Genomic DNA, 12,593 nt, shown 5'->3' on the forward strand with positions numbered 1-12,593 from the left:
TTTTATCTCCTCAGAAGAGTAGCTGCATCACCCACATTGAGAGCAGGGCGTTAATGACGCAGATAGTGATAATGTGCGGATAATACTTCGGGTTGACGCCTGCGGTGCCAAGGCAACGGCCCGTGTTTTGCACCGGATTACCCATCAGATAGATGGCGGGCAGCAGGATGGTAGCATCGTGACCGTTGAGCGTGCCGGCAGCGACCAGACTGGCGCAGACCCCCACACCGCCGCCCATGCTCATTACCGAGGCCAGAAGAACCGTTGCCGCCGCACCCGGCAGCCCCCACAGGGCCATGATGGGCTCGCATACCCTGCCGACAATATCCAGCAGGCCGGTTACCTTGAGCGCCTGAATGATGACAAACGCCATGACCACGTTCGGCAGCAGGCTGGTGGTGGCGATGGTAAAGCCGCGGCGGGCGCCATCGATAAACAGGTCCATGATATTTTTACGCGGCTGGGCGATCATCTTTCCTCCTGAACGCGGCGAACTTCCATGTGGGCGATCCACAGTCGCAGGAAGTTCGCTCCAACAAATTTGAACACCAGAATGACGGCAAGCGGCGTGATCACCGGGACGGTAATAAAGGTAAAGAGTGCGGCACCAGAAGAAAAATAGTTGGTAATAATGGCGCTACCGCTGGTCTGGAAGGTGGCGAAAATGGCGCGTTCATGGTCAGTAATCGCCCCTTCGTCAGTCAACTCTTTGGTCATCCCTGCGGCTGCATCGGTATTTTGCAGGTTGGCGATAAGCGCCAGAGAGCAGATGCCCGGCACGCCGAGCAGCGGGCGCAGAATGGGCGTCATGAGCTGTTGTGCGGCGCGCAGCCCGCCCAGCCCCTCGGTAACGGCAATGATCCCGAGCGATAAAATGACCGAGGGCGCCAGTTCAAGGGCAAATAAAAAACCGTCTTTCGCTCCTGTGCCGCCCTCACCGCGAAACGTCAGCGCGCCGTTCACCGCTCCAAAGCTGCCGTTCAGCACGGTAAAATCCAGCACGCGCCACCATTCAGTACTTTTGGCGAAAAAACCTGAGAAAAATACGATGGTGAGCACGAACGCCAGATAGCCCACCCAGGTTACTTTTTCCTCTCCTGAGGATGATGCACTCATGAAACCCCCTTTTTTGAGTCTCGTACAAAAGTTGTACGTCGCATCACTAAAAACGATCGGGGGCTAAAACACGATATCCCAAAGGTTATTATCAGAATTCATTTAAGATGTCGGAGGAGTGCGAGCGGAATCTGGCTCGCAGAAATGCTCAGCATTTTTCTTTTGGTCATCTTTTTAGTATAAGGTTTACACGCGGACAACTACTGTCCAGCTTATTGAAAACGAGGAATAACATGCGCATAAAAGTCTGTGCAGGGATTGTAGGTGCAGCATTGCTGCTGGCGGGTTGTAGCACCAGCAATGAGCTGACGGCAGCGGGCCAGAGCGTTCGCTTTGTGGAAGATAAGCCGGGCAGCGAATGCCAGCTGTTAGGCACCGCCACTGGCGAGCAAAGCAACTGGATGTCGGGGCAGCACGGCGAAGAGGGCGGCTCTATGCGCGGTGCGGCCAATGCCCTGCGTAATCAGGCTGCGGCAATGGGCGGCAATGTGATTTACGGGGTGAGCAGCCCGACGCAGGGGATGCTGTCCAGCTTTGTGCCAACCGCCAGCCAGATGAACGGCCAGGTCTATAAGTGCCCGAACTGATATAACTTTTTGATGGCGCTGCCGCTTTATCTCCAGGGCAGGTAAGCGTAGCGCCACCTGACTTTTTACTGCTGCCGCAGCTGCAAATCCAGCGGCGTCTTACTCGGCTCTCCGCCAATCTCACGTGCCAGCTTCGGCACCATATAACCCGAAACCAGCGTTAACAGCTCGCGCATAATCTTCCGGGCCTCTTCATCTGTCACCATGAAGTGCGCCGCGCCCTGGACGCGATCCAGAACATGCAGGTAATAGGGCATTACGCCCGCATCAAATAAGGCATTGCTGAGATCGGCCAGCACGCGGGCGCTGTCGTTCACGCCGCGCAGTAATACGCTCTGGTTGAGCAGCGTCACGCCTGCCTTTCGCATACGCGCCATCGCCGCACGAAAGTCCGCGTCAATTTCATTCGCGTGGTTGATATGGTTCACCAGCAGCACCTGCAAACGGGACTGCTCCAGGCGCGTGACCAGGGCGTCGGTGATACGCGCCGGGATGACGATCGGTAAACGGCTGTGAATGCGCAGACGCTTGATGTGCGGGATGGTCTCAAGCTGAGTCAGCAGCCAGTCCAGCTCATGATCTTTTGCCATCAGCGGGTCGCCGCCGGAAAAGATGATTTCATCCAGCTCCGGGTGCGCCGCGATGTAGTCCAGTGCCACCTGCCAGTTGCGTTTATTGCCCTGATTTTCGGCGTACGGGAAGTGGCGACGGAAGCAATAGCGGCAATTTACCGCGCAACCACCCTTAACCAGCAGCAGGGCGCGATTACGGTATTTATGCAGCAAACCCGGTACGACACTGTTTTGCTCTTCCAGCGGATCGGTGCTGTATCCGGGGGCGGTAATAAACTCATCCTGAGAGGTAAGCGTCTGTTTTAATAATGGATCATCAGGGTTACCCTTTTCCATTCGGGCAACAAACGCGCGGGGAACGCGCAGGGCGAAAAGGCGCTTCGCCTCACGACCTGCACGCAACGCTTCGTGCTGTTCGAGGTCTAAAAGACGCAGCAATTCATCAGGACTGGTGATTACATCGGCAAGTTGCGATAACCAATCTTCTCTGGACGGGGTGTTTAGGGTTACAATATGCGCCATTTTGTGGCTTAGCTACCAGTTAACAAATTTAGAGGGCCTTATGGCAACGTACTATAGCAACGATTTTCGTGCTGGTCTTAAAATCATGATGGACGGCGAACCGTACGCGGTTGAAGCCAGCGAATTCGTTAAACCAGGTAAAGGCCAGGCATTCGCACGCGTTAAGCTGCGCCGCCTGCTGACCGGTACCCGTGTTGAGAAAACCTTCAAATCTACTGACTCCGCTGAAGGCGCTGATGTTGTCGATATGAACCTGACTTACCTGTACAACGACGGTGAGTTCTGGCACTTCATGAACAACGAAACCTTCGAGCAGCTGTCTGCGGACGCGAAAGCGATTGGCGACAACGCCAAGTGGCTGCTGGATCAGGCTGAGTGCATCGTTACCCTGTGGAACGGTCAGCCTATCGCGGTTACGCCTCCGAACTTCGTTGAGCTGGAAATCGTTGAAACCGATCCAGGTCTGAAAGGTGATACCGCAGGTACTGGCGGCAAGCCTGCCACCCTGTCTACCGGCGCGGTGGTTAAAGTGCCACTGTTCGTACAGATCGGTGAAGTGATCAAAGTGGATACCCGCTCCGGCGAATATGTATCCCGCGTGAAGTAATTTACGTCATGATTAAAGGCGCAGCGCCCGCTGCGCCTGATTTTGCAGGCAGGGAAGATGAAACGTACCGTTAAAATTCTGCTTCTGTTAGCGTTCTCCAGCGCAATTCTCTCCGGTTGCAACACCGCGCGTGGCGTGGGCGAAGATATTCAGGATCTCGGCCATATCATTTCCCATGCGGCCAGCTAATTCCGTCTAATTTTCCTAAAAATTCTTCCTTTTCCGTCAAACGACAAGATCTTGTCTATTCTTAAGTTGCTATACACAAAATAACTTTGGCTATAAAAGGAAGATATTATGGTTAAGAAAACAATTGCAGCGATCTTTTCTGTTCTGGTGCTTTCTTCGGTACTGACTGCATGTAACACCACCCGTGGCGTAGGGGAAGATATCTCCGACGGTGGTAACGCGATTTCTGGCGCAGCAACTAAAGCTCAGAACTAATGAAAGCGACGGTACGGCAGCAAACTTCACCGTACCGTCAATTTTCCACTTCCTGTAGCGATAAAAACGGGGAGTAACGCGTATCCATATGCAGCTTCATGCGGATATTGCGTTTGTACGTATACACCGTTTTTCCGTTAATGCGCAGATTGCTGGCAATTTTCTGGTTGCTCGCACCATCCATCCACAGGGTCAATACTCTCTCTTCCTGACGCGTCAGTAACGGTGCCGCCATTTCCGGAAGCTCCGCGCTTACGCATGTCGTTAGCGCGTCGTTTATCACCGCCGCCAGTTTTTCCAGATCGGTATTTTTGGAAAGTGAAGACCATATCGGGAACTGCGCCAGATAATCTGTCATCTCCTGCTCCTGCCCCGATTGCAGCATAATAAAAGGCAATGTTTCGCTGGCAATAAGCAGGGAAGATAGCTGCTGAAAATGGTGTAAATCCTGCCGGAAGCCCGATAAATCAGCGATGACCAGCGCAGGTTTCCATTGCAGAATATGCTCTCTGGCGAGGAAAAGATTATTTACCCCGGTTACGACGAAATGACCCGAAAACAGGTCTGAATGATTGAGCCAGGCTTCAAATCCCGTGCGGGTGAAGTGACAACGGTCAATCAAAAGAATTTTGAACATATAATTTTCGCAGTCGGCTAGTGGTTTGGCTTCCTGCCATCAGAAAGCCTATCATCATAGAGAAGTCGGATGAGTCATAAATGCCTGAACTCCGTGCCTTACTGAGGCTATTTCTTGCCTTAACGTGTTCAGCAGAAAAAGTTTGAAAAAAAATTCCATGCTAACCAAAATATAAGGCGCAACCTCAGCCTTGCGGGACGACCCGTAAGCGCTTCATTCATCGGGGACGGCCCCAACTTGTCGTTAAGTTAAGGAGCCTGATATGTCCTGGATCGTTCTTGTTATTGCCGGTTTGCTCGAAGTGGTATGGGCAATTGGCCTGAAATATACCCACGGTTTTACCCGCCTGACGCCCAGCGTCATCACTATCGCCGCAATGATTGTCAGTATCGTCATGCTGTCATGGGCGATGCGAACCTTGCCAGTCGGAACGGCTTACGCTGTCTGGACTGGAATTGGCGCGGTAGGAGCTGCCATTACCGGCATTCTGCTGCTGGGGGAGTCTGCGAGTCTGGCGCGCATCGCCAGCCTCGCGTTAATCGTCGCGGGTATCATCGGGTTAAAACTCAGTACGCACTAATGCAGCTGTTTTACCCAGATTAATTTCGTCACGTCAAACCCTTGCCGGGTCGCTATGTCCAGCATCTGCTGTTTCATTTCCGTCGAGATCGTTGGCGTGCGGGAGAGGAGCCATAGATAGTTGCGATCCGGCCCACACACCAGCGCATGGCGGTACTCTCTGTCCAGCGCAATGACGTTATACCCGCCATAGAATGGGCCGATGAAAGAGACTTTCATGGCCGCGCGGTTAGACGCGCCGGTGAAATAGGCCTGACCAACTGACTGCTGCCACATCTGGCGATCCGGGTTATAGCCGCGGTTAATGACCCGGATCCCGCCGTCATCCATCGCGCTGTAGCTGACCGTGACTTTTTCTAAGCCCCGTTCGAACTGATGGTCCATTCGGGCGATTTCATACCAGGTGCCGAGGAAGCGCTGTGCGTCGAAATTACTGACTACCGTGACGCCAGGCGGAGGAGTAGGGGAACTGCAAGCAACCACTAAAAACGCGGCTGTTACTGCGGCAATAACAGGCAGAATGCGCATAGGAGTTTCCTTACTGTTTTTTGTTAAGTGTAGATGACAGCAAGGAAAATGCGGGAGATTGTGCAGGGTGTTTTGCCGGGTGACGGCTTCGCCTTACCCGGCCTACAAAGTTCACGCATTGTGTAGGCCGGGTAAGCGCAGCGCCACCCGGCAATGTTTTACTGTAGCGCCTCGAGGATATGGTATGCCGCCTCAACGCGTGCCGGGTTCGGATAGCTTGTATTCGCGAGCATCACAATACCGATCTGCTTTTCAGGAATAAAGGCCACGTAGCTGCCAAACCCGCCAGTAGAGCCCGTTTTATGGACCCAGGACGCTTTGACCGGGGGAGCCGGTGGATTCACTTCTGCCACGGGCAACGGCGCCAGCGCTACCTTACTGTCGCTGCCCTCGACCACCGTGTTGGCCTCCACGGGCCAGTTGAGCATCTCCCAGCCCAGACCCTGATACATTGACCCGATACGCCAGTAGCGCGACTGCGCCAGCGCGATGCCCTGCTTAAGTGAGGCATCAGCAACGTTCTCCGGCGCCATGTTTGCCATGACCCAGTTCGCCATATCCTGCACGTTGGTTTTCACGCCATAGGCTTGTGCATCCAGCATACCCGGCGAAACACGCACCGCTTTACCATCACGATAGCCCCAGGCGTAATGCGCCTCTTCCGCTTTCGGCACGTTAATCCAGGTATGGTCCAGCTTGAGCGGCTTAAGGACCCGCGTCGTCATGGCCTGCTCATAGGGCATGCCAGAAGGTTTGACCGCCAGCGCACCAAAAAGACCGATGCTGGCGTTGGCGTAAAGACGCGTTGTGCCAGGCTTCCACTGCGGCTGCCAGTTTTGATAAAAGCGCAGCAGGGAGGCGTTATCCGTGACCTCATCCGGTACCTGTAGCGGCAGGCCGCCAGCGGTGTAGGTGGCGAGATCCAGCATACGAATACCCTGCCACTGCTTGCCCGTCAGCTGTGGCCAGTATCTGGTCACCGGATCGTCCAGCGAAATTTCACCGCGAGCAATGGCATCCCCACCTAAAACGCCGGTGAAGGTTTTACTTATAGAACCCAGCTCGAACAGGGTCTGAGGCGTAACGGGTTTATTCGCCGCGATATCGGCCTTGCCAAACGTGTAATAGTGCGGTTTTCCCTGATAAATAACGGCCACCGCCATGCCTGGAACAGACTGGGCTTTCATCAGCGGGGTAACCGTATTCGCGACCACCTCCGCCAGCTGTTTTTCTGACACTGGCGTGGCGAGAGCAGAGCAAGAGATGCCGAGCAGCAGGGCGCAGCAAAGGGATTTTTTCATCATCAGTAATCTTCCGTAATAGCGAGTCAAGGGGATGTCCGGGCCCGTCAGACAGGCGTAGTCTGTTGGATTTGACAGTGCCTGACAAACGGTTAAATTTAGCATTAGCTGTTAATTTTTCTAACGGAAGCGACCATGACGCGAAGCTATCTACCCCTCAATTCGCTTCGGGCTTTTGAGGCCGCCGCAAGACATCTCAGCTTTACGCATGCGGCCATTGAACTGAACGTGACGCATTCGGCTATTAGCCAGCATGTGAAAACGCTGGAGCAGCACCTGAACTGTCAGCTGTTCGTTCGCGTGTCGCGCGGGCTGATGTTGACTACCGAGGGCGAAAATTTACTGCCGGTGCTGAATGATTCGTTCGATCGTATAGCCGGAATGCTGGATCGCTTCGCTAACCATCGTGCGCAGGAGAAGCTGAAAATCGGCGTGGTGGGTACGTTTGCCACCGGGGTCTTATTCTCGCAGCTGGAGGATTTTCGCCGTGGCTATCCGCACATCGATCTTCAGCTTTCCACCCATAACAACCGCGTTGATCCGGCTGCCGAAGGGCTTGACTATACGATCCGCTACGGTAGCGGGGCGTGGCACGGTACCGAGGCTGAATTTCTTTGTCATGCGCCGCTCGCGCCGCTATGTACACCTGATATCGCCGCCAGTCTGCACAGTCCGGCCGACATCCTCAGGTTTACGCTGCTGCGCTCCTACCGACGCGACGAGTGGACCGCGTGGATGCAGGCGGCCGGCGAGCATCCCCCTTCGCCAACGCACCGCGTGATGGTATTTGATTCGTCCGTGACCATGCTGGAGGCCGCTCAGGCAGGGGTGGGCATTGCTATTGCGCCTGTCGATATGTTTACCCATCTGTTAGCCAGCGAGCGCATTGTGCAGCCCTTTGCGACGCAGATTGAGCTCGGCAGTTACTGGCTGACCCGATTGCAGTCCCGGGCAGAAACGCCAGCCATGCGCGAATTTTCCCGGTGGCTGGTGGAGAAGATGAAAAAGTAAAAAGCCCGCCGGATGGCGGGCCTGTTCAGTCAGATGGTGACCACGGCAATCAACGTGACGACCGTCAGAATGGTCGCCAGACCGTAGAAGACCCATTTACCGCTTGGCACATGGATTTTCAGATCGTGCATCGCATGGTGGATACGATGCAGACCACACCACAGCGGCAGGACGATCATCAGGAAGATGAACACGCGGCCAATAAAGCTGCTCGCAAAGGCCAGTACGCGCTCATAGCTCAGCGCATCGCCCGGGAACAGCCCCAGCGGCAGCATGATCCCGACCAGCAGGATAATGACCGGGGCAATAATGGCGCTCCACATGCCGCCTGCGCCAAACAGCCCCCAGAAGACCGGCTCGTCTGAACGTTTTGGATTTGGATTGATCACAGTAGTCTCCTTACCAGAACAGTGCGACAAACAGAATGACCACAGAGACAACTGCCGTCACTGCCCAGAGCCCTTTAATGACCGGCTCTGGCCCCATTTTTTCGCCTTTTACAATGATGTTCGCTGCTTTTGGCGCCAGTTCAAACCAGGTTTTGGTATGAAGCAGCGCGGCGGCGAGCACAATCAGGTTCAGCACAACGATGATTGGGTTTTGCAGGAAGCCCACAAAACTGGACCAGGCTTCCGGGCCGTGCTTGAGGGCATAAACCCCGTACAGCAGTTCGAGGCTGAACCAGACCGCGGGAACAGCCGTGCCTTCACGCAGCATATAGAAGCGATAAAACGGCAGTTTTTTCCACCAGGTGGACGGCATTGGTCGCACGTAGGCTTTGCGTTTAGTCGTCATCATGCACTCCTTAGCGTGGTTTCAGGGTAGCGATAAGAAAGTCTTTCGAGCTTTCCACCTTACCCTGCTGAATGGCGGCAGCCGGGTCGACATGCTTCGGACAGACTTCGGAGCAGTAACCGACAAACGTGCAGGTCCAGACCCCGTTCTGGCTGTTCAGCTGGGCCATACGTTCTTTTTTGCCGTGGTCGCGGCTGTCTTCGTTATAGCGGTGCGCCAGGGTAATGGCGGCCGGGCCGATAAACTCAGGGTTCAGGCCAAACTGTGGACAGGCGGCATAGCACAGGCCGCAGTTGATGCAGCCGGAGAACTGATGGTATTTCGCCATCTGCGCGGGCGTCTGGGTGTTTGGCCCCTGATCCGGCGTGCGCGGGTTGCCGATGATGTACGGCTTAATCGCTTCGAGGCTTTCGATAAAGTGGGTCATGTCGACCACCAGATCGCGCTCAATCGGGAAGTTGCCCAGCGCTTCAACCTTGATACCTTTGGTGTAATCACGCAGGAAGGTTTTACACGCCAGCTTTGGCACCTTGTTGACCATCATGCCGCAGGAGCCGCAAATTGCCATGCGGCAGGACCAGCGGTAGCTCAGGTCTGGGGCCAGGTTATCTTTGATATAGCCGAGCGCATCCAGCAGGGAGGTTTGCTCGTCGTAAGGGACTTCATAGAAAGCGCTGTGCGGCGCGGCGTCCACTTCCGGATTGTAGCGCACCACTTCAATTTTCAGTTTTTGCATCTCAGCCATTCGCCTTCTCCTTCTTATCGGCGGCTTCTGCTTCTGCACCGTACACGCGTTTCGCCGGTGGCAGCTTGGTGATTTTCACGTCGCTGTAGTCCAGTCGCGTAGTGCCATCCGCATCGCGCCAGGCGAGAGTGTGTTTAAGGAAATTGACGTCGTCACGTTCGGTGCAGCCCTCATCCAGGCGCTGGTGCGCGCCGCGGGACTCTTTACGCGCCAGGGCGGAATGGGCCATACATTCTGCGACGTTCAGGCCATGGCCCAGTTCAATGGTATAAAGCAGATCGGTATTGAAGACGCTGGAAGTGTCGGTGATGCGCACACGCTTGAAGCGCTCCTGCAACTCCGCCAGCTTGTCGACGGTTTTCTGCATCAGCTCTGGCGTACGGTAGATCCCGCAGCCTTCTTCCATCGACAGCCCCATTTCGTCGCGGATCTTCGACCAGTTTTCGTTACCTTCCTGGTTCACCAGGTCTTTCAGGCGTTTTTCGACGTCTGCAACCTGCGCATCCAGCGCCGCGCTGTTAGCTTCACCTGCCGTTGCGGCACGCTCCATCGCACGTTCGCCCGCCATGCGACCAAAGACCACCAGCTCAGCCAGCGAGTTCGAGCCCAGACGGTTTGCGCCGTGCAGACCGACGGAGGAACACTCGCCCACCGCAAACAGCCCTTCGATGCGGGTTTCGCACTGCTGGTCGGTTTCGATACCGCCCATGGTGTAGTGCGCGGTTGGACGCACCGGGATCGGCTCTTTCACCGGATCGACGCCCACATAGGCTTTCGCCAGCTCGCAGATAAACGGTAGACGCTCCAGCAGTTTCTTCTCGCCGAGATGACGCAGGTCGAGATGCACCACGTCGCCGCGCGGCGTTGAGATGGTGTTGCCTTTGCGCCACTCGTGCCAGAAAGCCTGAGAAACTTTGTCGCGTGGGCCGAGTTCCATGTATTTGTTTTTCGGCTCGCCAAGCGGGGTTTCCGGACCCATGCCGTAATCCTGCAAATAGCGATAGCCGTTTTTGTTGACCAGAATACCGCCTTCACCGCGGCAGCCTTCCGTCATCAGTATACCGGAGCCCGGCAGGCCGGTTGGGTGATACTGGACGAACTCCATATCACGCAGCGGGACGCCGTGGCTGAGTGCCATGCCCATACCGTCACCGGTGACGATGCCGCCGTTGGTGTTGTAGCGGTATACGCGACCCGCACCGCCCGTTGCCATCACCACCGCATTCGCGCGGATCTGGACAAGCGTGCCTTCCATCATGTTCATTGCCACCAGTCCGCGCGCATGACCGTCGTCGACCAGAATGTCGAGAACGAAATGTTCGTCAAAGCGCTGGATTTGTGGGAACTGGAGGGAGGTCTGGAACAGGGTGTGCAGCATGTGGAAGCCGGTCTTATCGGCGGCAAACCAGGTGCGTTCGATCTTCATGCCACCGAAGCGGCGGACGTTGACGCTCCCGTCCGGACGGCGGCTCCACGGGCATCCCCACTGTTCCAGCTGGGTCATTTCCGTTGGGCAATGGTGCACGAAGTAATCAACGACATCCTGTTCGCAAAGCCAGTCGCCCCCTGCAACCGTGTCGTGGAAATGGTATTCGAAGCTGTCATGATCCTGCGCGACGGCGGCGGATCCTCCTTCTGCGGCTACCGTGTGGCTGCGCATCGGATAGACTTTTGAAATCAATGCGATTTTAGCGTTCGGATTGGCTTGTGCCGCAGCAATTGCAGCGCGTAATCCAGCCCCGCCAGCGCCTATTACGGCAAGATCGGCTTGAAAAGTTTGCACGACATTCCTCCAGATTTTTGTTTTCCCGCAACGGGATGAACTAAAGGACGTTCACCTGCCCGAACGGGCGATTGCGGAAGCGATTCCACTGCTCCTTTATGGGTAAAACAGTATAACCGCGTAGAAGTGAGGGAAATTTGACGTGTTCGATTTTTTTGCTGTTCTGTGCGGTGATTTATCATCGTGATTAATGAATGGCGTCACAGTATTTCTCTGTGCAATGAAAAGGGACTTTTACTGTGCAAAATTTGTCTCTGCCCCGGCTTACGAGTAGACTTCGTGCCCTTGTCTGAAAACGGAGAAATAACTCATGAGCGAAACGGCCACCTGGCAGCCGAGCGCATCCATTCCAAACCTGCTAAAGCGCGCAGCAATTATGGCGGAGATCCGCCGTTTCTTTGCCGACCGCGGCGTCCTGGAGGTGGAAACGCCGTGCATGAGTCAGGCGACGGTCACGGATATTCATCTGGTCCCGTTTGAAACCCGTTTTGTTGGCCCAGGTCACTCTCAGGGCATGAATCTGTATCTGATGACCAGCCCGGAATACCATATGAAGCGTCTGCTGGCGGCCGGGTGTGGTCCGGTCTATCAGCTGTGCCGTAGCTTCCGTAATGAAGAGATGGGCCGACACCATAATCCGGAATTCACCATGCTGGAGTGGTACCGCCCGCACTACGACATGTATCGTCTGATGAACGAAGTTGACGATCTGCTGCAACAGGTGCTGGATTGCGCGGAAGCTGAAACGCTCTCCTATCAGCAGGCCTTCCAGCGCCATCTGGAAATCGATCCACTGTCGGCTGATAAAACACAGCTGCGTGAAGTGGCGGCAAAACTGGATCTGAGTAACGTGGCGGATAACGAAGAGGATCGCGACACGCTGCTGCAACTGCTGTTCACCTTTGGTGTTGAACCGCAGATTGGCAAAGATCGTCCGACGTTTGTCTATCACTTCCCGGCCAGCCAGGCCTCACTGGCGCAGATCAGCACCGAAGATCACCGCGTGGCGGAGCGTTTTGAGGTGTATTTCAAAGGCATCGAGCTGGCGAACGGTTTCCACGAGCTGACCGACGCGCGCGAACAGCAGCAGCGTTTCGAGCAGGATAACCGCAAGCGCAACGCGCGCGGTCTGCCGCAGCAGCCGATTGATACTCATCTGCTGGAAGCGCTTAAAGCCGGTCTGCCGGACTGCTCCGGCGTGGCGCTGGGTGTGGATCGCCTGGTCATGCTGGCGCTGGGTGCCGAGCACCTGGGCGATGTGATTGCCTTTACGGTCGATCGCGCCTGAAAAAATGCCGGGTGGCGCTGCGCTTACCCGGCCTGCTCGGTCATTTAACTCTGCCACATTAAAAACTGCTCATTTCTC

The 12,593-nt window shown here is 55.3% G+C and carries 17 protein-coding genes; 7 read left to right on the plus strand and 10 right to left on the minus strand.

The window, feature by feature from the left end; translation table 11 throughout:
* Window positions 1-10: 10 nt before the first annotated feature.
* Together O1721_RS05725 and O1721_RS05730 are read right to left on the minus strand one after the other, a co-directional pair.
* Window positions 11-472 carry a YjiG family protein gene (locus O1721_RS05725; RefSeq protein ID WP_015572448.1) on the minus strand — a complete coding sequence of 154 codons (462 nt, stop codon included), beginning with the start codon at window positions 470-472 and terminating at the stop codon, window positions 11-13.
* Window positions 469-1,116, minus strand: a complete 648-nt coding sequence (locus tag O1721_RS05730) for a nucleoside recognition domain-containing protein (protein ID WP_032646960.1) — start codon at window positions 1,114-1,116, stop codon at window positions 469-471. Before O1721_RS05730 ends, O1721_RS05725 begins: the two co-directional genes overlap by 4 nt.
* 233 nt (window positions 1,117-1,349) lie before the next feature.
* Here O1721_RS05730 and O1721_RS05735 point away from each other — a divergent pair, with 233 nt between their 5' ends.
* Window positions 1,350-1,703, plus strand: a complete 354-nt coding sequence (locus O1721_RS05735; RefSeq protein WP_003855938.1) for a DUF4156 domain-containing protein — start codon at window positions 1,350-1,352, stop codon at window positions 1,701-1,703.
* Window positions 1,704-1,768: 65 nt separating this feature from the next.
* Here the strand turns inward: O1721_RS05735 and epmB are convergent, their stop codons facing one another.
* On the minus strand, window positions 1,769-2,797 hold the full coding sequence (epmB, locus tag O1721_RS05740) for an EF-P beta-lysylation protein EpmB (RefSeq protein WP_023295789.1): 1,029 nt from the start codon (window positions 2,795-2,797) through the stop codon (window positions 1,769-1,771).
* A 40-nt stretch (window positions 2,798-2,837) separates the two neighbouring features.
* Between epmB and efp the strand changes: the two genes are divergently transcribed.
* The 3 genes from efp (at window position 2,838) to ecnB (ending at window position 3,848) form a co-directional block, all read left to right on the plus strand.
* Window positions 2,838-3,404 (plus strand): elongation factor P, encoded by a 567-nt coding sequence (gene efp, locus O1721_RS05745; protein ID WP_003855940.1) that lies wholly within the window; start codon window positions 2,838-2,840, stop codon window positions 3,402-3,404.
* Between the two features lie 57 nt (window positions 3,405-3,461).
* Complete coding sequence (locus tag O1721_RS05750) at window positions 3,462-3,593, plus strand: entericidin A/B family lipoprotein (protein WP_015572451.1); 132 nt, start codon at window positions 3,462-3,464, stop codon at window positions 3,591-3,593.
* 108 nt (window positions 3,594-3,701) lie between these two features.
* A complete protein-coding gene (gene ecnB / locus O1721_RS05755; RefSeq protein WP_003855942.1) occupies window positions 3,702-3,848 on the plus strand; it encodes a lipoprotein toxin entericidin B in 147 nt (48 codons plus the stop codon).
* A gap of 37 nt (window positions 3,849-3,885) precedes the next feature.
* Here ecnB and O1721_RS05760 read toward each other — a convergent pair whose 3' ends face one another.
* Window positions 3,886-4,485, minus strand: coding sequence for a helix-turn-helix transcriptional regulator (locus tag O1721_RS05760; protein ID WP_032104122.1), 600 nt, complete (start codon window positions 4,483-4,485; stop codon window positions 3,886-3,888).
* A gap of 262 nt (window positions 4,486-4,747) precedes the next feature.
* Here O1721_RS05760 and sugE point away from each other — a divergent pair, with 262 nt between their 5' ends.
* Window positions 4,748-5,065: a quaternary ammonium compound efflux SMR transporter SugE gene (gene sugE / locus O1721_RS05765; protein WP_015572453.1), complete on the plus strand. Its 318-nt coding sequence runs from the start codon at window positions 4,748-4,750 to the stop codon at window positions 5,063-5,065.
* On the opposite strand, the gene O1721_RS05770 is transcribed toward sugE, so the two are convergent.
* Both O1721_RS05770 and O1721_RS05775 read right to left on the minus strand, forming a co-directional pair.
* A complete protein-coding gene (locus O1721_RS05770; protein WP_023295791.1) occupies window positions 5,062-5,592 on the minus strand; it encodes a lipocalin family protein in 531 nt (176 codons plus the stop codon). The two genes, sugE and O1721_RS05770, sit on opposite strands and share 4 nt — an antisense overlap.
* A 158-nt stretch (window positions 5,593-5,750) precedes the next feature.
* Window positions 5,751-6,896, minus strand: coding sequence for a cephalosporin-hydrolyzing class C beta-lactamase ACT-17 (locus O1721_RS05775; protein ID WP_017694683.1), 1,146 nt, complete (start codon window positions 6,894-6,896; stop codon window positions 5,751-5,753).
* Between the two features lie 132 nt (window positions 6,897-7,028).
* On the opposite strand from O1721_RS05775, the gene ampR reads away from it, so the two are divergent.
* Window positions 7,029-7,904, plus strand: a complete 876-nt coding sequence (gene ampR, locus O1721_RS05780; protein WP_032646964.1) for a LysR family transcriptional regulator AmpR — start codon at window positions 7,029-7,031, stop codon at window positions 7,902-7,904.
* Between the two features lie 29 nt (window positions 7,905-7,933).
* Here ampR and frdD read toward each other — a convergent pair whose 3' ends face one another.
* The 4 genes from frdD to frdA are packed head-to-tail and all read right to left on the minus strand — an operon-like array spanning window position 7,934 to window position 11,227.
* A complete protein-coding gene (gene frdD / locus O1721_RS05785; protein ID WP_000609653.1) occupies window positions 7,934-8,293 on the minus strand; it encodes a fumarate reductase subunit FrdD in 360 nt (119 codons plus the stop codon).
* 10 nt (window positions 8,294-8,303) lie between these two features.
* Entirely contained in the window at window positions 8,304-8,699 is a 396-nt protein-coding gene (frdC, locus tag O1721_RS05790) for a fumarate reductase subunit FrdC (protein ID WP_032646967.1), read from the minus strand.
* 10 nt (window positions 8,700-8,709) lie between these two features.
* Window positions 8,710-9,444: a fumarate reductase iron-sulfur protein gene (gene frdB / locus O1721_RS05795; RefSeq protein WP_006810403.1), complete on the minus strand. Its 735-nt coding sequence runs from the start codon at window positions 9,442-9,444 to the stop codon at window positions 8,710-8,712.
* The gene (gene frdA, locus O1721_RS05800; RefSeq protein ID WP_032646970.1) at window positions 9,437-11,227 is read right to left on the minus strand and encodes a fumarate reductase (quinol) flavoprotein subunit; all 1,791 of its coding nucleotides are present in this window, start codon (window positions 11,225-11,227) and stop codon (window positions 9,437-9,439) included. Before frdA ends, frdB begins: the two co-directional genes overlap by 8 nt.
* Before the next feature lie 310 nt (window positions 11,228-11,537).
* On the opposite strand from frdA, the gene epmA reads away from it, so the two are divergent.
* The gene (gene epmA / locus O1721_RS05805) at window positions 11,538-12,515 is read left to right on the plus strand and encodes an elongation factor P--(R)-beta-lysine ligase (RefSeq protein WP_015572459.1); all 978 of its coding nucleotides are present in this window, start codon (window positions 11,538-11,540) and stop codon (window positions 12,513-12,515) included.
* The last annotated feature ends 78 nt before the right edge of the window (window positions 12,516-12,593 follow it).

The organism is Enterobacter cloacae complex sp. HYC033_NIDB (assembly GCF_056673335.1).